The sequence below is a fragment of the Streptomyces sp. TN58 genome, assembly GCF_001941845.1.
Lineage (GTDB): Bacteria > Actinomycetota > Actinomycetes > Streptomycetales > Streptomycetaceae > Streptomyces.
This window is the reverse complement of the sequence record NZ_CP018870.1, coordinates 5298017-5317411: the sequence shown is the minus strand read 5'-3', so window position 1 is coordinate 5317411 and position 19395 is coordinate 5298017. Positions and strand designations below refer to the sequence as shown.

Below are 19395 nucleotides of genomic sequence, written 5' to 3'. Positions count from 1 at the left end.
GCGGCGATGATCGCAGGTCAGCGGATGGGGCGGTGCACGTTTTTCCGGGTCGAGGCGCCAGGGGCGGCGTCCGCGATCCAGGGGCCGTCGCCCGACGGGTCGAGGACGCCCTCCTCCAGCCAGGTGTAGGTCCCGGACAGGACGCCGGCGACCACCTTGCGGTCGAGGTCGTCGGTGTTGGACCAGAGCCGCCCGAAGAGCTCTTCCACGCGCAGCCGGGACTGCTCGCAGAAGGCGTCGGCGAGCTGGTAGGCCTCCCGGCCGTGCTGTCCCGAGGCGCGCAGGTGCTCGGCTCGGACGCAGGCCGCGCTCATCGCGAAGAGTTCGGCGCCGATGTCGACGATCCGGCCGAGGAAGCCCTGCTTGGTCTCCATGCGGCCCTGCCAGCGGGACATCGCGTAGAAGGTGGACCGGGCGAGTTTGCGGGCGCTGCGCTCCACATAGCGCAGGTGGGTGGAGAGGTCGGGGTGGCCGCCGGGGTGGAAGGCCCGGTAGGTGCCGGGGACCTGGCCGGGGCCGGTGGCCAGCTTGGGCAGCCAGCGGGCGTAGAACCCGGCGGCGCGGGCGCCGGCCCTGGCCTTGTCGCCGAGGTCCTTGTCGGGGTCGATGAGGTCGCCGGCCACCGACAGGTGGGCGTCGACTGCCTCGCGGGCGATCAGCAGGTGCATGATCTCGGTGGATCCCTCGAAGATCCGGTTGATGCGCAGGTCGCGGAGCATCTGCTCGGCGGGGACGGCGCGCTCGCCGCGGGCGGCCAGGGACTCGGCGGTCTCGAAGCCCCTTCCGCCGCGGATCTGGACCAGTTCGTCGGCCATCAGGCAGGCCATCTCGGAGCCGTAGAGCTTGGCGAGGGCGGCTTCGATGCGGATGTCGTTGCGGTCCTCGTCGGCCATCTGGGAGGCGAGGTCGACGACGGCTTCGAGGGCGAAGGTGGTGGCGGCGATGAAGGAGATCTTGGCGCCGACCGCCTCGTGCCGGGCGACCGGCCTGCCCCACTGCTCGCGTACGCCGGACCATTCGCGGGCGATCTTCAGGCACCACTTGCCGGCGCCGACGCACATGGCGGGCAGGGAGAGCCGGCCGGTGTTGAGCGTGGTGAGGGCGATCTTCAGGCCGGCGCCCTCGGCGCCGATGCGCTGGTCGGCGGGGACCCGCACCTGGTGGAAGCGGGTGACGCCGTTCTCCAGGCCGCGCAGGCCCATGAAGGCGTTGCGGTGCTCGACGGTGATGCCGGGCGAGTCGGCCTCGACGACGAAGGCGGTGATCCCGCCTCGGTGGTTCTCCGATCTGGGCACCCGGGCCATGACCACGAGCAGGTCGGCGACGACCCCGTTGGTGGTCCACAGCTTCACGCCGTCGAGGATGTAGGCGTCGTCGCCGTCCGGGACGGCCGTGGTGGCCAGGCGGGCCGGGTCGGAGCCCACGTCGGGTTCGGTGAGCAGGAAGGCGCTGATGGCGGTGCTGGCGCAGCGCGGCAGGTAGGCGTCCTTCTGGGCCTGGGTGCCGAACATCTTCAGCGGCTGGGGCACGCCGATCGACTGGTGGGCGGAGAGCAGGGCTCCGATGGCCGGGCTGACCGAGCCGACGAGGGCGAGGGCCTTGTTGTAGTAGACCTGGGTGAGGCCGAGGCCCCCGTACTTGGGGTCGATCTTCATCCCGAGGGCGCCGAGCTCCTTGAGCCCGCGCACGGTCTCGTCGGGGATCTTCGCCTCGCGTTCGATGCGGGCGCCGTCGATTCGGGTCTCGCAGAACTCGCGCAGCCGGGCGAGGAAGGCCTCCCCGCGGCGGACGTCCTCGTCGGTGGGGAGCGGGTGGGGGTGGATCAGGTCGAGCCTGAACCGTCCCAGGAAGAGCTCCTTGGCGAAACTGGGTTTGCGCCAGTCCTGTTCCCGGGCCGCTTCCGCGACCTGTCGTGCCTCGCGCTCGGTCACCTTGGGCTGTGTGCCGCTGGGCTGTACGGGCTGTGTTGCGGACATGCGGGGACTCACCTCGCCGCCGGAGTCGGTGGTGCCGGCCTACTGGCCGGTGCTACCTGTGAGTCGTACCCTCTCCGGCCCGCCGGGAAAAGCCGGGCCGTCCGAGCGAGGGAAATCCGGCCCGGCCGCGCGGCTTCGCCCAGGCGAGTGAGCCGAAGGGGCGCGCCGGCGAAGGACGCCGAGCGCCCGCAGGAACCGCGAGGAACGAGCGGTCCCAAGGACGTACGGCGTCCTGGAGCCGGCACCGGCGCCGGCCCGGCCGAGCGCGGCTTCGCCCAGGCGAGTGAGCCGAAGGGGCGCGCCGGCGAAGGACGCCGAGCGCCCGCAGGAACCGCGAGGAACGAGCGGTCCCAAGGACGTACGGCGTCCTGGAGCCGGCACCGGCGCCGGCCCGGCCGAGCGCGGCTTCGCCCAGGCGAGTGAGCCGAAGGGGCGCGCCGGCGAAGGACGCCGAGCGCCCGCAGGAACCGCGAGGAACGAGCGGTTCCGAGGACGTACGGCGTCCTGGAGCCGGCACCGGCGCCCCGGAGGCGAACCGAGCCCTGAAAAAAGGGGGACGGCCGGAGCCCCCGCACAGTGGGCTCCGGCCGTCGGCTCTTCGGCCGTACGAGATCAGATGTCGAGGCCGGTCAGGACCAGGACCCGCTCGTAGGTGTAGTCGTCCATCGCGTAGCGGACGCCCTCGCGGCCCACACCGGACTGCTTGACGCCGCCGTAGGGCATCTGGTCGGCGCGGTAGGACGGCGCGTCGCCGATGATCACGCCGCCGACCTCCAGCTCGCGGTGGGCGCGGAACGCGGTCTGGACGTTGCGGGTGAAGACGCCGGCCTGCAGGCCGAACTTGGAGTCGTTCACCGCGGCGAAGGCCTCGTCGGTGTTCTCGACCCGCAGGAGGGTCAGGACCGGGCCGAAGACCTCCTCGGTGGCGAGCTTGACGCCCTCGGGCACGTTCGCCAGGACGGTCGGCTCGTACGAGGCGCCCTCGCGCTTGCCGCCGGTGAGCAGCTTGGCGCCGGCGGACACGGCCTCGTCGACCCAGGACTCTACGCGCTCGGCGGCGGCCTGGGAGACGAGCGGGCCGACGTCGGTGGCGTCGTCGTTCGGGTCGCCGGTGACCTGCGCCTGGACCTTCGCGACGACCTTCTCGACGAGGCGGTCGTAGACGGAGGCGTCGGCGATCACGCGCTGCACGGAGATGCAGGACTGGCCGGCCTGGTAGTTCGAGAAGGTCGCGATGCGGGTCGCGGCCCAGTCGAGGTCGGCCTCGGAGGACCAGTCGTCCAGGACGACGGCCGCGGCATTGCCGCCGAGCTCCAGGGTGCAGTGCTTGTGGGGCACCGACTGCTGGATGGCGTAGCCGACGGTGTCGGAGCCGGTGAAGGAGATGACGGGGAGGCGCTCGTCCTTGACCAGGGCGGGCATCTTGTCGTTCGCGACCGGCAGGACCGACCAGGAGCCGGCCGGGAGGTCGGTCTCGGCCAGCAGCTCGCCCAGGATCAGGCCGGACAGCGGGGTGGCGGGGGCCGGCTTGAGGATGATCGGCGCGCCGACGGCGATGGCCGGGGCCACCTTGTGGGCGCACAGGTTCAGCGGGAAGTTGAACGGCGCGATGCCGAGGACCGGGCCCTTGACGAAGCGGCGGGTCAGCGCGAGACGGCCGACGCCGCCGGCGTCGGTGTCCAGGCGCTGGGCCTCGCCGCCGTTGAAGCGGCGGGCCTCCTCCGCGGCGAAGCGGAACACGGACACCGCGCGGCCGACCTCGCCGCGGGCCCACTTGACGGGCTTGCCGTTCTCGGCGGAGATCAGCTGGGCGATCTCCTCGGTGCGCTCGACGAGCCGCTTGGACACGTGGTCCAGGGCGGCGGCCCGTACGTGGGCGGGGGTCGCGGAGAACTCCGCCGTCACGGCGTACGCCGCGGCCACGGCCTCTTCGACCTGCTCGTCGGTGGGCACGCTGACCGTGCCGACCAGTCGGCCGTCCCACGGGGAGTGGACGTCGAAGCTGTCCTCGCCGGTGGCCTGGCGGCCGGCGAGCCAGAAGGCGTGGGTGGAAGTCATGCGAATCCCGGCCCTTCGGAAGTGTGCGGTGGGTCCTGACCCCTCCACCGTAGGACTCCCCGGGGGATTCGGCGTTTGTCCGGGGTGTAGTACGCGCCGCCGGGGTCGCGCCGGTTTGTCACTGTCGGGTGCCGGGGTCTACGGGGTGGTGGTGGCCTTGAGGGCGAGCCACAGCTCCATGCGGACGTCGGGGTCCTCCAGGGAGCGGCCCAGGATCTCCTCGACCCGCTTCATCCGGTAGCGCAGGGTGTGCCGGTGCACGCCGAGGTCGGCGGCGGCGGCGTCCCACTGGCCGTGGCGGGAGAGCCAGGCCTGCAGGGAGGCCACCAGGTCGCCGCGGCCCGTCGCGTCGTGCTCCCGCAGCGCGCGCAGGGTGCCGTCCGCGAAGGCCCGTACGGCGTCGTCGGCGAGCAGCGGCAGGACCGATCCCACCGCCATGTCCTCGTGCTCGACCATCGGGCGGCCGCGCCGGCGGGCCACGGCGAGGGCCTGGTCGGCCTGCTTGAGGGCGGCCGCGACACCGCCGGGCCCGGCGGGCGCGGACAGTCCGACCACCAGCTCGTCGGGCTCGGGGCCGGCCGCGTCCCGTCCGCGCCGGGCCTCCAGGGCTTCGGCGTGGTCCGTGCAGGCCTGCACGGCCGCGCCGGCGTCGCAGGCCAAGACCACGAGCCGGCCCGGCTCCGGGACCACCAGCAGGGCCTCCCCCGTGCGGGCGGCCGCCGATTCCACGGTGTCGGCCAGCAGCGCCAGCCCTTCGGGCTGCTCCGTCCCCGCGAGCGCCGGCTCGGCCACGACCAGCCGGAACGGCGCGTCCAGCAGCGATCCGTACAGATCCCCGGCCACGGCCCGGGCGTGGTCCGGCTCCCCCGCCAGCAGCATCCGCAGCACCGCCGCCCCCAGCCGGGACTCGGCGTCGTGCAGCGAGCGCGACCGCTCGGTGGTGAGCGTCAGCAGTGCCACCGCGGAGTGGACGGCGTACCGCTCGGCCGTGCCCAGCGGGGCCCCCGTGCCGACGGCGAGCGCGCCGCGCGCCCGCCGTCCGGTGCCCAGGGACTGCAGCTCGACGCGGTCCTCGGAGCCTCCGACGACGGCGCTCGCGGGCGCCGGCCGCTCCCGCAGCCGCTCCACGTCGGGGGTCAGCCGGGCGGCGCGGCGGGCGGCCCAGTCGGGTGCGGCCGCCACGACCGCGCCGGAGGTGTCGTAGAGCGCCGCCCAGCCGTGCACGTGGGCGGCGAGCTTCGCCAGCAGCTCGGCGGGGCCGTCGGCGGAGAGCGCGGCGCGCGTCAGCTCGCGCTGTGCCTCGAAGCCGGCGGTGACCGCCCGGTACTGGTCCGCCGCGAGTGCGGCGGAGACGGCCTTGCTGATCGCGAGGAAGGGTGTCCGGCGCGGCACCTCCAGGAGGGGCATGTCCTCGGACCGTGCCGCTTCGACCAGCGCCTCGGGGACCGCCTCGTAGTTGACGCCGATCGCGAAGCCGATGCCGACCACTCCGGCCGCGGCGAGGCGGCGTACATAGCGGCGCATCTCCTGCGGGTCGTCGGCGTCCAGCTTCATGGCGGTGATCAGCAGCAGTTCCCCGCCCTCCATGTAGGGGACGGGGTCGGCCAGCTCGCTGACGTGGGCCCAGCGCACGGGGGTGTCCAGGCGGCTCTCGCCCGCCCGGACGCTGAGCTTGAGCGCCGAGTGCTGGACGAGGGAGGCGAGGGTCAGCGGCATTGGTTACCAGGGGCCTTAGCGGGAGGGAGCGGTGGAGGAGCCGCCGACGCTTTTCGCCGTGTCGTACGAACGACTCCCCTCGATTCTGCCACCTCGTACGGGTGGGGGCTCGGGTCAGGACGTTCCGGCCAGGCGGACCAGCAGCGGGGCCGCCCGCTCCCCCTTGACGGAGGTGAGCGAGAGCACGGCGTGCCCGGGCGGCACGGCGTGCGCCAGGTCCGAGGCGGACCACCGCTCCCGTTCCACCTGCCGCACGGTCACCGCGTCCGTGGTGACCGCCTTGCCGGTGACGAGCTTGCGGAAGGCGTGGATCGCCCGCGTCAGCGGCTGGTCGGCGAAGACGGTGCGGTGGGTGACGTCGCGCGTCTCCACCCACTCGGTGCCCCAGGCTTCCGCGAAGCGCTTGCCGTCCCAGGTGGTGACCCCGGAGAAGGCCATCCGGCAGCCGACCGCCCCGAGCAGCGGCGTGCGCAGGGCTTCCGGTACGTCGTCCAGCGTGCGCAGGGTGAGCAGCACGCCGGCGTGCGCCGAGCGCAGGCGCTGGACGCCGCGGACGGTCTCCGCGGTCAGGGTGTGGGAGGCGTCGTCGAAGGCGAGGAACGCGAAGAGGGACCGGTCGGCGCGAGCGGCCGCGGCGGCGTTGAACTGGGCCAGCAGCAGCCGGGCCAGCATCCGTGAGGCGTCGGCGTGCCCCCGCTCGGGCAGGTCGACGCGGACCCGGATGGGGTGTTCCAGGGCGCGCAGCGAGAACGGCCGGCCCTGGCCGGTGGTGTCGAAGAACCCGGCGAAGGCGGGCCGGTCCAGCAGGGCCACCCGGTCGGCGAGGGCCGGTCCGGGGTCGCCGTGCGCTCCGTGCTGGCGGGTACGGGCGTCGAGCTCGCGCAGCATGGCGTGCTGCCGTGCGGCGCCGCCGGTGCCGTCGGCGGCTGGCGCGAGTTGGCGGCGCAGGGCGTCGAAGGCGGCCGGGACCTGGTCGAGCAGTTCGCGCAGCTCGGGCACGGCGGGGAAGCGGCCGTACGCCGCCCGGAACGGCCCGAGGAGCTGGGCGAGGGCGGTCGCCGCCCGGCGTACGTCGATCCCGGGGACGTCCCCGACGAAGGCCTCGGCGAGCAGGATCGCCGCCTCGTCGGGGTCGGTGGCCCCGCCGTAGAGGTCAAGGTCGTAGACGGAGGCGGGGTCGCCGATGCGGACGACGACGTCGTAGGCGGCGTCCGGGCCGAGCTGCGCACCGGCGGCGCCGACGGCGACGACGGCGGCCTGGCCGGCGAGCGCCTGGAGGGCGAGGGACTCCACGACGGGCCGCACCAGGCGCTGTGTCTTGCCGGTGCCGGAGGGGCCGACGGCGAGCAGGGAGGTGCCGAGCACTTCGGGGTCGAGCGCGAGGGAGGTGCCGCGGCGGGCGTACGGGTTGCGGACGCCGTCCTCGACGGTGCCGAGCAGCACCTGCCGGGCCAGCAGGTCGTGCCGGGCGGTCCGCACGGGCAGGTCCCGGTCGCCGGAGGGGTGCACGCAGGCCCCGGCGCCCTTGTCGCGGACGGAGTCGGCGAAGGCCCGCATGCGGGAGGGGTCGACGCGTACGGACTCCCAGGCGCGGCGGATGCGCGCGTAGTCCACGTCGTTCATCCGCCCGCCCCCGGCCTCCCCTTCGAGCCGATCGGCCGCCTCCCCCAACCCGGCCCCCCGCAACTGCGTCCAGCGCAGCGGATCCCCGTCGTCCCCCGGCACGTGGGCGCGGGGCGGTTCGACTGGCGCCGCCCGGTTTCCTTCCCGGCCGCCGCCTGCCCGGACCGCGCGTAGGCGCCGCAGGAGCCGGAGCGCACCGCCGAGCCAGGCGAACGCCACGATCAGGACCACGTCGATCACGGTTTTGGCCGTGTTGTCGAGTGCGAGGTTGGCCACCGGGTCACTGGTGTACGGAAGGAACGCGAAGACGAGCTGGCGGATCGGCAGCTGGTGGTTGTCGACGAGCAGGAGGGTCACCCAGGCCGCCGGCACGACCGCCAGGGCCTGCACCCAGGGGCCGCGCTCGACGACCAGCCGCTGCCAGGCGGTCCGCCAGCTGCCGAGTCGGCCGAAGCCGTAGAGGATCGCCGAGACGAAGAGCAGCTCGTAGATCGGCTTGGCTCGCATCCCGCCCGTCCCCATGACGGGTTCCCCGTTCGCGGAGTACCAGCTGTCGGGGGTGAAGAGGTTCAGTGGCGCGTCCCAGAAGGGGATGTAGGTGTTGCGCATGAGCGACCAGACGAGGACGCAGGCCAGGAACGAGATGAACGCGCCGCTCGCCAGGGCCCGGTCCGGGGTCCGCTCGGCCTCCGCCGCCGCCCGCGGAGTGTGGCCGTAGCGCCATACGCCAGGCTCGGCGGCCGGGCGCGGGGTGCTGATCCAGTCGGTCAGGTCCGGCGTCTGCCCGGGGGCGTGCCGGGGTTTCGGCGGGTGCTCGGGGGATGTCGCAGGCCTTGGTACGTGACCCGTGCGGGTCGCCTGTCCGTCGCTCGTGCCCTCGGTGTCCATGAACCCCTGCCCCCTGCCCATCCCTTGCCCTGCGGCGCTCAATCTAGTGCCCGGCCCGGTGCTTGGGGGGCGCGCTGCGCCCGTACCCGGTACTGATCCACGAGACATGTGCCGCGTCCTTCCTATGGCCGTCGCGGACAAGGACACGCCGAGATCACTACCGAACGGAGCATGCAGGACCCGCGCTCCCGGGCCTAGCCTGCGGACAAAGACACAAGTGCGTCCGAAAACACCCCCCAGGAGCCCTCTATGACCGCTGTCCCGCAGGAGCGCAAGATCGTCACCGCGATCCCCGGCCCCAAGTCGCAGGAGCTGCAGGCCCGCCGCCTGCAGACCGTGGCCGGCGGCGTGGGCTCCGTGCTGCCCGTCTTCACGGCCCGCGCGGGTGGCGGCATCATCGAGGACGTCGACGGCAACCAGCTGATCGACTTCGGCTCCGGCATCGCCGTGACCTCCGTCGGCGCCTCCGCCGAGGCCGTCGTGCGCCGTGCCTCCGCGCAGCTCGCCGACTTCACCCACACCTGCTTCATGGTCACCCCGTACGAGGGCTACGTCGAGGTGTGCGAGGCCCTCGCCGAGCTGACCCCGGGCGACCACGCCAAGAAGTCGGCCCTGTTCAACTCCGGCGCCGAGGCCGTCGAGAACGCCGTCAAGATCGCCCGTGCGTACACCAAGCGCCAGGCCGTCGTCGTCTTCGACCACGGCTACCACGGCCGCACGAACCTGACGATGGCGCTGACCGCGAAGAACATGCCGTACAAGCACGGCTTCGGTCCCTTCGCGCCCGAGGTCTACCGCGTCCCGGTCGCCTACGGCTACCGCTGGCCCACCGGTGCCGAGAACTGCGGCCCCGAGGCCGCCGCCCAGGCGATCGACCAGATCACCAAGCAGATCGGCGCCGAGAACGTCGCCGCGATCATCATCGAGCCGGTCCTCGGCGAGGGCGGCTTCATCGAGCCGGCCAAGGGCTTCCTGCCGGCGATCGTGAAGTTCGCCAACGAGAACGGCATCGTCTTCGTCGCCGACGAGATCCAGTCCGGCTTCTGCCGTACCGGCCAGTGGTTCGCGTGCGAGGACGAGGGCATCGTCCCGGACCTGATCACCACCGCCAAGGGCATCGCGGGCGGTCTGCCGCTCGCCGCCGTGACCGGCCGCGCCGAGATCATGGACGCCGCCCACGCGGGCGGCCTGGGCGGCACCTACGGCGGCAACCCGGTGGCGTGCGCCGGTGCGCTCGGTTCCATCGAGACCATGAAGAAGCTCGACCTCAACGCCAAGGCGAAGAAGATCGAGTCCGTCATGAAGGCCCGCCTGACGGCCATGCAGGAGAAGTACGAGATCATCGGCGACATCCGCGGCCGCGGCGCCATGATCGCGATCGAGCTGGTCAAGGACCCGGTCTCCAAGACCCCGTTCCCGGAGGCGGCCGGCGCGCTCGCCAAGGCCTGCCACGCCGAGGGCCTGCTCGTCCTCACCTGCGGCACCTACGGCAACGTGCTCCGCTTCCTCCCGCCGATCGTGATCGGCGAGCACCTGCTGAACGAGGGCCTGGACCTGATCGAGGCGGCGTTCGCGGCCATCGGCACGGACGTCTGAGCGACGGCCGGCACGACCGCCTGCTCGACGACTAGAACGTCCGAGCGCAGCGGCCCCCCTCGTACCGACGGTAACGGGCGGGCGCTGTGAAGAAGCTGTGGGGGGCCGATGGCGGGAGCGCGTTCCCGCTGTCGGTCCCCCTTCCGCTGCCGTACGGTTTCTGCAGATGAGTGAAACAGCCCGCTCCCGCGCAACCGGGGGCGATACCGGTACCGGGCTTCCCCAGCACCGTACCGGACCTGCGTTCGCGCACACTCCTCACCGATCGGACAGCCGTCCGCCCCAAACCCCCCGGGGCGTCCGGCAACCCGGTCCGGGCGGCCGTCCCGGAACCATCCCCCCTGTTCCGGGACGGCCGGCCACCCTTTCCGGCGTACTCGCCGCCTGCGCGCTCTGCGCCCTCCTCTTCGCCCTGATCACCTGGCAGGTCCTGGTGCGGGGCCCGCTGCTGTCCTGGGACGCCCGGCTGAGCGGCGAACTGGTGCGCACGGCCCCCGACACGGTCACCGAGGCGCTGTCCGACCTCGGGAACGTCCCCGTCGCCCTGCCCGCCCTGCTCCTCGCCGCCGCGTACGCCGCCCTGCGCGGCAACCGCCGCGGCGCCGCGGCCGCGGTGGCGGCGATGGCCCTGGTACCGGCCCTCGTCGTGCCGCTGAAGGAGTGGACCGCCCGCCCCGGCCCGCTGGAGCCGTGGGCGGCGGGCTATTTCCCCTCGGGCCACACCGCGACGGCCTTCGTGGCGTACGCGGGAGCGGCCCTGCTACTGGGGCCGCACCTGGGCCGGCGGTGGCCGATGGCCGCCGCGCTCGTGCTCACGGGGGCGACGGCCGCCGGACTGGTGCTGCGGGGGTTCCACTGGCCGCTGGACGTGCTGGCCAGCCTGCTGCTGTGTACGCCGCTGCTGCTGGCGGTGGGGCGGTCCTGCCGTGGTCCGCGTCGAAACTCCCGCTGAACGACCCGCCGGCTGAAGGACCCGCCGGCTGAAGGACCCGCCGGCTGAAGCGGTCCCGGTTGACCGGCCAGGTCACCACTGCCGGCCCGGGGGCGTCAGTCGTCGCCGGGTCGCGGGTCAGGCCGCCCTCGTGGGCGGCGATGGCCGCCTCCACCCGGTTGCGCACGCCCAACTTGCCGAGCACGACGCTGACATGCGCCTTCACCGTGCCCTCGACCAGGTGCAGTCGCTGCGCGATCTCGGCGCTTCCACCGCCGCCGGCCCCCGGACCGCCGCGCCAGCCGGGCCCGCGGGCGCCGGTGCCCTGCGGGAGTCCGCCGAGCGGCTCGCCGAGGTACGGGCCGCCGCGCGCCGCCGTTCCGTGCCGGCCTTCGCGGCACCGGCCGTCGCGGCGGTGTTCTTCGTACCGGCTGCCGTCTTCCTCGCCTGGCAGCTGACGACCGGCGTCCTCCCGCCGTCCGCGTTCGCCCGGTTGGAGACGGGGCGGCCCCGTGCCGAGCTCGCCCCGCTGCTCCCGGACCGGGCGTTCCGGTACCCGCCCGGCCATGTCCGGTCCGCCGCCCGGCCGCCGGACGCGGTCTGCGCGTTCTACCGCTCCGGCCGTGATCTGCTGAACGAGGTCGACTTCTACCGGCTCTGCCGGCGCGACGACGTCCTGGTGGCCAAGGACACCATGGACGCGAAGCGACGCTGACCGGCGCCGACCGGCGCCGACCGGTCAGCGGGTGCGGCACTCCCCCACCAGCGCGCGGGCGGCCGCCTCGTGCATCGCCAGCTCCAGCAGGACCGGGTCCGTGAGGGTCCCCTCCCCGTCCGGGAGCACCGTCCAGCGCACTCCCCCGGTCGCCCGGCCCGGGTACGGGACCACGATCCACGCCCCGCGCCCCGCGCCCCTTACGCCGGTGCCGATCCAGTGGGAGGCGGTGCCCGCGGGCACGAAGAAGCCCAGCCGCGACGCGCCGAAGTCGGCGAGCACCGGGCCGGGCCGGTCGGTGAGGAGGGCGAGTACGTCGAGGGCGGCGAGCCCCAGCTCCCCCGGCAGGATCAGTACGTCCCAGAGCCGTCCCGCGGGCAGGAGGGCGACCCCGAGGGGGTTGCGCTCCCATGCCCGCCGGCAGGCCCCGGGGTCCGGCGCAGCCGACGCCAGCCATTCCACCGCGGTCTTGTCCCCCGGGGTCGTCATCGCCCGGCCTCCGTTCCCTGTAGATGAGGCGTTCTCACCTGCAGAGAGCGGGGCCGGGTCCGGCTATGACGCGGGTTGCGTTACTCCGTGCCGGTGAATCAGGTCACACGGCGAAGGGCGGGGAGCGCCGGGAAGCCGGTGTCAGCTGTCGAAGCCGAGGCCGAGCTTGTCCATCGCCTTCAGCCACAGGTTCCGGTGCCCGCCCAGGGCGTCCGCGCGGGCCAGCGACCACTTGGTGAGCGCGATCCCGGTCCAGGCGAGCGGCTCGGGCGGGAACGGCATCGGCTTGGACCTCACCATCTGCAGCCGGGTGCGCTCGGTCGAGAGCCCGTCGAGCAGGTCCAGCATGACGTCGGCGCCGAAGCGGGTGGCCCCCACCCCGAGGCCGGTGTAGCCGGCCGCGTACGCGACCTTGCCGGAGTACGCCGTGCCGAAGAAGGCGGAGAAGCGTGAGCAGGTGTCGATCGCGCCGCCCCAGGCGTGACTGAAATTCAGTCCCTCCAGCTGTGGGAAGGCGGTGAAGAAGTGCTCGGCGAGCCGGAGGTAGGTCTCGGGGCGGTGGTCGTATTCGGAGTCGAGCCGGCCGCGGTAGGGGTAGATCGCGTCGTAGCCGCCCCACAGGATCCGGTTGTCTTTGGTGATCCGGAAGTAGTGGAACTGGTTGGCGCTGTCGCCGAGGCCCTGCCGTCTCTTCCAGCCGATCGAGGCGAGCTGCGCCTCGTCCAGCGGCTCGCTCATCAGCGCGTAGTCGTAGACCGGGACGGTGTACGGGCGGATCCGCCGGACCAGCGACGGGAAGATGTTGGTGCCCAGGGCGACCCGGCGGGCGAGGATCGTGCCGTAGGGGGTCTGCACGGTCATCCCGCGTCCCGCCGGGGCGAGCTTCAGGCCGCGGGTGTTCTCGTAGATCCGCACCCCGAGGTCCAGGCACGCCTGCTTGAGGCCCCAGGCCAGCTTCGCCGGGTTGAGCATGGCGACGCCGTCGCGGTCCCAGAGGCCGGCGAGGAAGGTCGGGGAGTCGACCTCGGCGCGTACGGCGTCGCGGTCGAGCCATTCGGAGCTGCCGGCCAGGCCCAGGCGCCTGGCCTGCTCGTGGAGTTCGCGCAGCTCCTCGACCTGGTGCGGTTCGGTGGCGACGTCGATCTCGCCGGTCCGCTCGAAGTCGCAGTCGATGCCGTAGCGGGCGACGGCTTCCTCGATGGCGTCGAGGTTGCGGGCGCCCAGCTCCTCCAGCTTCGCCAGCTCGCCGGGCCAGCGGGCGAGCCCGTTGCCCAGGCCGTGGGTGAGGGAGGCGGCGCAGAATCCGCCGTTGCGGCCGGAGGCGGCCCAGCCCGCCTCCTTGCTCTCGATCAGTACGACGTCCCGCTCGGGGTCGCGTTCCTTGGCGAGGAGCGCGGTCCACAGGCCGCTGTAGCCGCCGCCGACGACCAGCAGGTCGCAGCGCTCGTCGGAGGTGAGCGCCGGCTGCGGGGCGGGCTTGCCGGGGTCGTCCAGCCAGTACGGGACCGGCTTCGCTTCGGAAAGGGATTTCGCAACACTTCGCATGGCGACTGGGGCCATGTCTTCCAACTCCCTACGGGAACTACGGAACTACTTCGGTTGTGCCTTCTTGCGGCGGTTGCCGACGGTCTGGCCGGCGAGGACCACCAGCACCGCGATGACGAACATCGCCGTGCCGATGACGTTGATCTGCACGGGCGTACCGCGCTGGGCCGAGCCCCACACGAACATGGGGAAGGTGACGGTGTTGCCCGAGTTGAAGTTGGTGATGATGAAGTCGTCGAAGGAGAGCGCGAAGGAGAGCAGTGCGCCCGCCGCGATACCCGGTGCCGCGATGGGCAGGGTCACCCGCAGGAAGGTCTGCACCGGGCCGGCGTAGAGGTCCCGGGCGGCCTCCTCCAGCCGCGGGTCCATGGACAGGACGCGGGCCTTTACGGCGGCGACGACGAAGCTGAGGCAGAACATGATGTGGGCGATCAGGATCGTCCAGAAGCCCAGCTGGATGCCCATGTTGAGGAAGAGCGCGAGCAGGGAGGCGGCCATCACGATCTCCGGCATGGCCATGGGCAGGAAGATCAGCGAGTTGACCGCGCCGCGCGCCCGGAACCGGTAGCGCACCAGCGCGAAGGCGATGGCGGTGCCGAGGGCGGTCGCCGCGAGCGTGGACCAGAGGGCGATCTGGAGCGAGAGCCCGAGGGAGCCGCACATGTCGGCGACGCCGCAGGGGTCCTTCCACGCGTCGAGCGAGAACTCCTGCCAGGCGTAGTTGAAGCGCCCGGAGGGGTTGTTGAAGGAGAAGACGGTGACGACGACGTTCGGCAGGATCATGTACGCGAGCGTGGCGAGGCCCGCGATCACGACCAGGTTGCGCCGCAGCCAGGTGAGGGGGGTGCGCATCAGACCAGGTCCTCCGTCCCCGCTCGGCGGATGTAGATGGTGACCATGATCAGCACGATGGCCATGAGAATGAAGGACAGCGCGGCCGCCGTCGGGTAGTCGAGGATCCGCAGGTACTGCGACTGGATGACGTTGCCGATCATCCGGGTGTCCGTGGAGCCGAGGAGTTCGGCGTTGACGTAGTCGCCGCTCGCCGGGATGAAGGTGAGCAGGGTCCCGGAGACCACGCCCGGCATCGAGAGCGGGAAGGTGACCTTCCGGAAGACCGTGGCGGGGCGGGCGTACAGGTCCCCGGCCGCCTCGTGGAGGCGGGTGTCGATGCGCTCCAGCGAGGAGTACAGCGGCAGGATCATGAAGGGGAGGAAGTTGTACGTCAGGCCGCAGACAACCGCGAGCGGCGTGGCCAGCACCCGGTTCCCCTCGGTCATGCCGAGCCAGCTGGTGACGTCGAGGAAGCCGATCGCGTTGAGGCCGGCGACCACCGGTCCGCCGTCGGCCAGGATCGTCTTCCAGGCCAGCGTGCGGATCAGGAAGCTGGTGAAGAACGGCGCGATCACCAGGACCAGGAGCAGGTTGCGCCAGCGGCCCGCCTTGAAGGCGATCAGGTAGGCGAGCGGGTACCCGAGCAGCAGGCACAGCGCGGTGGCGGTGCCGGCGTACAGCAGGGAGCGCAGGAACTGCGGCAGGTACTCGGTGAAGGCGTCCCAGTAGGTCTCGAAGTGCCAGGTGACCTCGAAGCCCTCTTCGAGGGAGCCGGTCTGCACCGAGGTGGAGGCCTGGTAGACCATCGGCAGGACGAAGAAGACCAGCAGCCACAGCATGCCGGGGAGCAGCAGCCAGTACGGGACCAGCCGCTTGCGCAGGGCCGGCCGGTGGACGGGGGGTTCGGTGGGGGCGGGCGCCTGGGGCGGCGCGGCGGTGGCGGTCACGCGCTCTCCTCGACCGTCTCGATGCCCGCGTCCATGTCCTGTGCGGCGTCGAGGCCGAAGGTGTGCTCCGGGTTCCAGTGCAGGACGACCTCGGCTCCCGGGACCAGGCGGGCGTCGCGCTCGACGTTCTGGACGTAGACCTCCAGCTCGGCGCAGACCGGGCTGTCGATGACGAACTGGGTGGAGACGCCGATGAAGGAGGAGGCGGCGATCCGTCCGGTGATCTTGTTGCGGCCGGTCGCGACGGCCTGCCCCTCTTCGGCCGGGACCAGGGAGATCTTCTCCGGGCGGACGCCGACCAGCAGGTGCCCGCCGGCTCTGGGCGTGGTCGAGCACCGGGCGGCGGGCAGTCGGAGGGTGGCGCCGGAGGCCGTGACGACGACGTCGGTGCCGGCGGACTCCACGGAGGTCTGGATCAGGTTGGAAGTGCCGAGGAAGTTGGCGACGAAGGTGGTCCGCGGGTTCTCGTAGAGCTCGGCGGGGGCGCCCAGCTGCTCGACGCGGCCGCCGTTCATCACGGCGACGGTGTCGGCCATGGTCATGGCCTCTTCCTGGTCGTGCGTGACGTGCACGAAGGTGATGCCGACCTCGGTCTGGATCCGCTTGAGCTCCAGCTGCATCTGGCGGCGCAGCTTGAGGTCGAGGGCGCCGAGCGGCTCGTCGAGGAGGAGCACCTGCGGGTGGTTGATCAGGGCGCGGGCGACGGCGACGCGCTGCTGCTGGCCGCCGGAGAGCTGGTGGGGCTTGCGCTGGGCGAACTGGCCGAGCTGGACCAGGTCCAGCATGTCGTCGACCTGCTTCCTGACCGACTTGATGCCGCGTCGGCGCAGGCCGAAGGCTATGTTCTCGAAGATGGTCAGGTGCGGGAAGAGCGCGTAGCTCTGGAAGACGGTGTTGACCGGGCGCTTGTACGGCGGCAGGTGGGTGACGTCCCGGTCGCCGAGGTGGACCGTGCCGGTGGAGGGCTCCTCCAGTCCGGCGATCATGCGCAGGGTGGTGGTCTTGCCGCAGCCGGAGGCGCCGAGGAGGGCGAAGAAGGAGCCCTGGGGGATGGTCAGGTCCAGCGGGTGCACGGCGGTGAAGGTGCCGTAGTGCTTGCTGATCCCGGAGAGGCGGACGTCGCCTCCCGTGGTCTTGTCGGTCATGAATGGTCCCGGGGGTGGGTGGGCGAAGAGGTCGGGGGGAGGGGCCGGCGCGGTGCGGCGCCGCCGGCGGTCACGCGCCGATGAGCTTGGCGAACTTCTCCTCGTACGCCGTCTCTTCCTCGCTGGTGAGGGAGCGGAAGGCGTGGGACTTGGCGGTCATCGCCTTGTCCGGGACGATCAGGGTGTTCTCGGCGAGCTCGGGGTCGATCTTCGCCAGCTCGTCGCCCACGCCCTCGACGGGGCAGACGTAGCTGATGTACGCGGCGAGCTGCGCGGCGACCGGGAGCTCGTAGTAGTAGTCGATGAGGCGTTCCGCGTTGGCCTTGTGCCGGGCCTTGACGGGGACCAGCAGGTTGTCGCTGGAGGTGATGTAGCCGGCGGCGGGGATGGCGAACTTGATGTCGGGGTTGCCGGCCTGGAGCTGGATGACGTCGCCCGCCCAGGCCAGACAGGCGGCGAGGTCGCCCTTGTCCAGGTCGGAGGTGTAGTCGTTGCCCGTGAAGCGCCGGATCTGGTTCTTGTCCACGCCCTTCTGGAGCCGGCCGACCGCCTCGTCGAAGTCCGCGTCCGTGAAGGAGGCGGGGTTCTTGCCCTGGTCGAGCATGGTCATGCCGACGCTGTCGCGCATCTCCGTCAGGAAGCCGACGCGGCCCTTGAGGGAGGGGTCGTCGAGCATCTGCGTGACGGAGTCCACCTTCTTCCCGCCGGTCGCCTTCTCGTTGTAGGCGATGACGGTGGAGATGCCGGTCCAGGGGTAGCTGTAGGCGCGGCCCGGGTCCCAGTCGGGGCTGCGGAACTGCGGGGAGAGGTTGGCGTAGGCGTGCGGCAGGTGGGAGGGGTCGAGCTTCTGCGCCCAGCCGAGGCGGATGATGCGCGCGGCGAGCCAGTCGGTGACGACGATCAGGTCGCGGCCGGTGTCCTGGCCGGCCGCGAGCTGCGGTTTGATCTTGCCGAAGAACTCGACGTTGTCGTTGATGTCCTCGGTGTACTTGACCTCTATCCCGGTCCGCTTGGTGAACTCCTCCAGGGTGGGACGTGACTTCTCGTCCTCGCTGGTGTCCATGTACTCGGTCCAGTTGGAGAAGTTGATCTCCTTCTCCCGGTCCGAGTGGTCGTCGGAGGCGGCGGCCGCGTCGCCCTCCCGCTTGGCGGGCGGGATGCCGCACCCCGCGAGGGTGGACACGCCGCCGAGGGTGAGCGCTCCGACTCCGGAGGCGCGAAGCAGCGAGCGGCGGGTGAGGGCGCCGCGGCCGCTGCCGATGCTGCGCCGCATCGCGGCGAGTTGCGCCGCCGAGAGGCGGTCGGGCTCGTACTGCTCCATGCGCTGTGGCCTTTCGGGAGGTGGACCGCCGGTCGGGCGGTGATCGGTTTATCGGTCCCCGAAGATCGTGCGGTGCCAGTCCTTCGCGGCGACCGCCGTATTGTCGAACATCACGTGCTTGACCTGCGTGTACTCCTCGAAGGAGTAGGCGGACATGTCCTTTCCGAAGCCGCTCGCCTTGTAGCCGCCGTGGGGCATCTCGCTGATGATCGGGATGTGGTCGTTGACCCACACGCAGCCCGCCTTGATCTCGCGGGTGGCGCGGTTCGCCCGGTAGAGGTCGCGGCTCCAGGCGGAGGCCGCGAGTCCGTACGGGGTGTCGTTGGCCAGTGCGATGCCCTCGTCGTCGCTGTCGAAGGGCAGCACCACGAGGACGGGGCCGAAGATCTCCGACTGGACCACCTCGCTGTCCTGGGCGGCGCCGGTGATCAGGGTGGGCCGGTAGTACGCGCCGGCGGCGAGCTCGCCGCCCGGGGCCTCGCCGCCGGTGACGACGGTGGCGTAGCCGCGGGCGCGCTCGACGAAGCCGGCGACGCGGTCGCGCTGGGCGTGTGAGACCAGCGGGCCGAGGTCGGTGCCGGGCGCGAAGGGGTCGCCCAGGCGGACGGTCTCCATCAGCTCGGCGACCCGGGTGGTGAAGGCGTCGTGCAGGGGGCGCTGTACGTAGGCCCGGGTCGCGGCGGTGCAGTCCTGGCCGGTGTTGATCAGGCAGGCGGCGACGGCGCCGTGCGCGGCGGCCTCCAGGTCGGCGTCGTCGAAGACGACGAAGGGGGCCTTGCCGCCGAGCTCCAGGTGCAGGCGCTTGACGGTGGCGGTGGCGATCTCCGCGACCCGCTTGCCGACGGCGGTGGAGCCGGTGAAGGAGGTCATCACCACGTCGGGGTGGCCCACCAGGTGCTCTCCGGCGTCGCGGCCGGCGCCGGTGACGATGTTGATCACGCCGTCGGGCAGGCCGGCGTCCTTGGCCGCCTGGGCGAACATCAGGGAGGTCAGCGGGGTGAGCTCGGCGGGCTTGAGCACGATGGTGTTGCCGGCCGCGATCGCCGGGAGGATCTTCCAGGCGGCCATCTGGAGCGGGTAGTTCCAGGGGGCGATGGAGCCGACGACCCCGATGGCCTCGCGGCGTACGTAGGAGGTGTGGTCGCCCGAGTACTCAGCGGCGGCCTGCCCCTGGAGGTGGCGGGCGGCGCCCGCGAAGAAGGCGGTGTTGTCGATGGTCCCCGGTACGTCGAACTCCGTGGACAGCTTGAGCGGCTTGCCGCACTGGAGGGACTCGGCGTATGCGAAGTCCCCTGCCTGCTCGGCCAGTACGGCGGCCAGCCGGTGCAGGGCGTCGGAGCGCTCGCCGGGGGTGGCGCCGGACCAGGCCGGGAAGGCCCGCCGGGCGGCGGCGACGGCCTCGTCGACGTCCTCGGTGCCGGCCAGCTCGTAGGTCAGGACCTCCTCGCCGGTGGCCGGGTCGACCACGGTGTGTGACCGGCCGGAGGTCCCGGCCCGGAGCTTTCCGTCGATGTACTGCGCGCCGCCTGCGAAGCGGTCTCTGACCTGGAAGCGGTTGCCCATCACGCTCTCACGCTCTCCGTAGCTACAGTGGGAGCTACAGCTCGAATT

Annotated in this window: 14 protein-coding genes and 1 pseudogene; 3 read left to right on the top strand and 12 right to left on the bottom strand. The window is 72.2% G+C overall.

Features of this window, described 5'->3' with window-relative positions; all coding sequences use genetic code 11:
* Nucleotides 1-17 precede the first annotated feature (17 nt).
* The 4 genes from BSL84_RS24350 to BSL84_RS24335 all read right to left on the bottom strand — a co-directional run bounded on the left by BSL84_RS24350 (nt 18) and on the right by BSL84_RS24335 (nt 8261).
* Nucleotides 18-1976: an acyl-CoA dehydrogenase family protein gene (locus BSL84_RS24350; protein WP_075971111.1), complete on the bottom strand. Its 1959-nt coding sequence runs from the start codon at nt 1974-1976 to the stop codon at nt 18-20.
* A gap of 612 nt (nt 1977-2588) precedes the next feature.
* Nucleotides 2589-4034 carry an aldehyde dehydrogenase family protein gene (locus BSL84_RS24345; RefSeq protein WP_030037191.1) on the bottom strand — a complete coding sequence of 482 codons (1446 nt, stop codon included), beginning with the start codon at nt 4032-4034 and terminating at the stop codon, nt 2589-2591.
* Nucleotides 4035-4172: 138 nt separating this feature from the next.
* A complete protein-coding gene (locus BSL84_RS24340) occupies nt 4173-5750 on the bottom strand; it encodes a PucR family transcriptional regulator (protein ID WP_075971110.1) in 1578 nt (525 codons plus the stop codon).
* 114 nt (nt 5751-5864) lie between these two features.
* Nucleotides 5865-8261: an ATP/GTP-binding protein gene (locus BSL84_RS24335; RefSeq protein WP_075972210.1), complete on the bottom strand. Its 2397-nt coding sequence runs from the start codon at nt 8259-8261 to the stop codon at nt 5865-5867.
* Between the two features lie 249 nt (nt 8262-8510).
* Between BSL84_RS24335 and gabT the strand changes: the two genes are divergently transcribed.
* Together gabT and BSL84_RS24325 are read left to right on the top strand one after the other, a co-directional pair.
* Entirely contained in the window at nt 8511-9857 is a 1347-nt protein-coding gene (gabT, locus tag BSL84_RS24330) for a 4-aminobutyrate--2-oxoglutarate transaminase (RefSeq protein ID WP_030030070.1), read from the top strand.
* A 166-nt stretch (nt 9858-10023) separates the two neighbouring features.
* A complete protein-coding gene (locus tag BSL84_RS24325; RefSeq protein ID WP_075971109.1) occupies nt 10024-10809 on the top strand; it encodes a phosphatase PAP2 family protein in 786 nt (261 codons plus the stop codon).
* Between the two features lie 115 nt (nt 10810-10924).
* On the opposite strand, the pseudogene BSL84_RS24320 reads toward BSL84_RS24325, so the two are convergent.
* A pseudogene (locus tag BSL84_RS24320) lies at nt 10925-11065 on the bottom strand (response regulator transcription factor); the annotation flags it as partial.
* Here BSL84_RS24320 and BSL84_RS36605 point away from each other — a divergent pair.
* The gene (locus BSL84_RS36605; RefSeq protein WP_199838817.1) at nt 11003-11503 is read left to right on the top strand and encodes a hypothetical protein; all 501 of its coding nucleotides are present in this window, start codon (nt 11003-11005) and stop codon (nt 11501-11503) included. The pseudogene BSL84_RS24320 and the gene BSL84_RS36605 sit on opposite strands and share 63 nt — an antisense overlap.
* Nucleotides 11504-11527: 24 nt before the next feature.
* Here BSL84_RS36605 and BSL84_RS24315 read toward each other — a convergent pair whose 3' ends face one another.
* From BSL84_RS24315 to BSL84_RS24285, 7 genes are all read right to left on the bottom strand, one after another.
* Nucleotides 11528-11992, bottom strand: a complete 465-nt coding sequence (locus tag BSL84_RS24315; protein ID WP_045321692.1) for a hypothetical protein — start codon at nt 11990-11992, stop codon at nt 11528-11530.
* Nucleotides 11993-12133: 141 nt separating this feature from the next.
* Entirely contained in the window at nt 12134-13552 is a 1419-nt protein-coding gene (locus BSL84_RS24310) for an NAD(P)/FAD-dependent oxidoreductase (protein WP_075971108.1), read from the bottom strand.
* Between the two features lie 30 nt (nt 13553-13582).
* Complete coding sequence (locus tag BSL84_RS24305) at nt 13583-14389, bottom strand: ABC transporter permease (RefSeq protein ID WP_030028560.1); 807 nt, start codon at nt 14387-14389, stop codon at nt 13583-13585.
* Complete coding sequence (locus BSL84_RS24300; protein WP_045321694.1) at nt 14389-15318, bottom strand: ABC transporter permease; 930 nt, start codon at nt 15316-15318, stop codon at nt 14389-14391. The genes BSL84_RS24305 and BSL84_RS24300 overlap by 1 nt, the downstream gene beginning before the upstream one ends.
* Nucleotides 15315-16463, bottom strand: a complete 1149-nt coding sequence (locus BSL84_RS24295; protein WP_030028562.1) for an ABC transporter ATP-binding protein — start codon at nt 16461-16463, stop codon at nt 15315-15317. The genes BSL84_RS24300 and BSL84_RS24295 overlap by 4 nt, the downstream gene beginning before the upstream one ends.
* Nucleotides 16464-16533: 70 nt before the next feature.
* Nucleotides 16534-17784 carry a polyamine ABC transporter substrate-binding protein gene (locus tag BSL84_RS24290; RefSeq protein ID WP_030028563.1) on the bottom strand — a complete coding sequence of 417 codons (1251 nt, stop codon included), beginning with the start codon at nt 17782-17784 and terminating at the stop codon, nt 16534-16536.
* 48 nt (nt 17785-17832) lie between these two features.
* Nucleotides 17833-19347 (bottom strand): gamma-aminobutyraldehyde dehydrogenase, encoded by a 1515-nt coding sequence (locus BSL84_RS24285; protein ID WP_075971107.1) that lies wholly within the window; start codon nt 19345-19347, stop codon nt 17833-17835.
* Between the last annotated feature and the right edge of the window lie 48 nt (nt 19348-19395).

Coding starts and splice junctions, on each gene's coding strand:
- BSL84_RS24350 (WP_075971111.1), bottom strand. CDS start 1,976: ATGTCCGCAACACAGCCCGTACAGCCCAGCGGCACACAGCCCAAGGTG.
- BSL84_RS24345 (WP_030037191.1), bottom strand. CDS start 4,034: ATGACTTCCACCCACGCCTTCTGGCTCGCCGGCCGCCAGGCCACCGGC.
- BSL84_RS24340 (WP_075971110.1), bottom strand. CDS start 5,750: ATGCCGCTGACCCTCGCCTCCCTCGTCCAGCACTCGGCGCTCAAGCTC.
- BSL84_RS24335 (WP_075972210.1), bottom strand. CDS start 8,261: ATGGACACCGAGGGCACGAGCGACGGACAGGCGACCCGCACGGGTCAC.
- gabT (WP_030030070.1), top strand. CDS start 8,511: ATGACCGCTGTCCCGCAGGAGCGCAAGATCGTCACCGCGATCCCCGGC.
- BSL84_RS24325 (WP_075971109.1), top strand. CDS start 10,024: ATGAGTGAAACAGCCCGCTCCCGCGCAACCGGGGGCGATACCGGTACC.
- BSL84_RS36605 (WP_199838817.1), top strand. CDS start 11,003: ATGCGCCTTCACCGTGCCCTCGACCAGGTGCAGTCGCTGCGCGATCTC.
- BSL84_RS24315 (WP_045321692.1), bottom strand. CDS start 11,992: ATGACGACCCCGGGGGACAAGACCGCGGTGGAATGGCTGGCGTCGGCT.
- BSL84_RS24310 (WP_075971108.1), bottom strand. CDS start 13,552: ATGGCCCCAGTCGCCATGCGAAGTGTTGCGAAATCCCTTTCCGAAGCG.
- BSL84_RS24305 (WP_030028560.1), bottom strand. CDS start 14,389: ATGCGCACCCCCCTCACCTGGCTGCGGCGCAACCTGGTCGTGATCGCG.
- BSL84_RS24295 (WP_030028562.1), bottom strand. CDS start 16,463: ATGACCGACAAGACCACGGGAGGCGACGTCCGCCTCTCCGGGATCAGC.
- BSL84_RS24290 (WP_030028563.1), bottom strand. CDS start 17,784: ATGGAGCAGTACGAGCCCGACCGCCTCTCGGCGGCGCAACTCGCCGCG.
- BSL84_RS24285 (WP_075971107.1), bottom strand. CDS start 19,347: ATGGGCAACCGCTTCCAGGTCAGAGACCGCTTCGCAGGCGGCGCGCAG.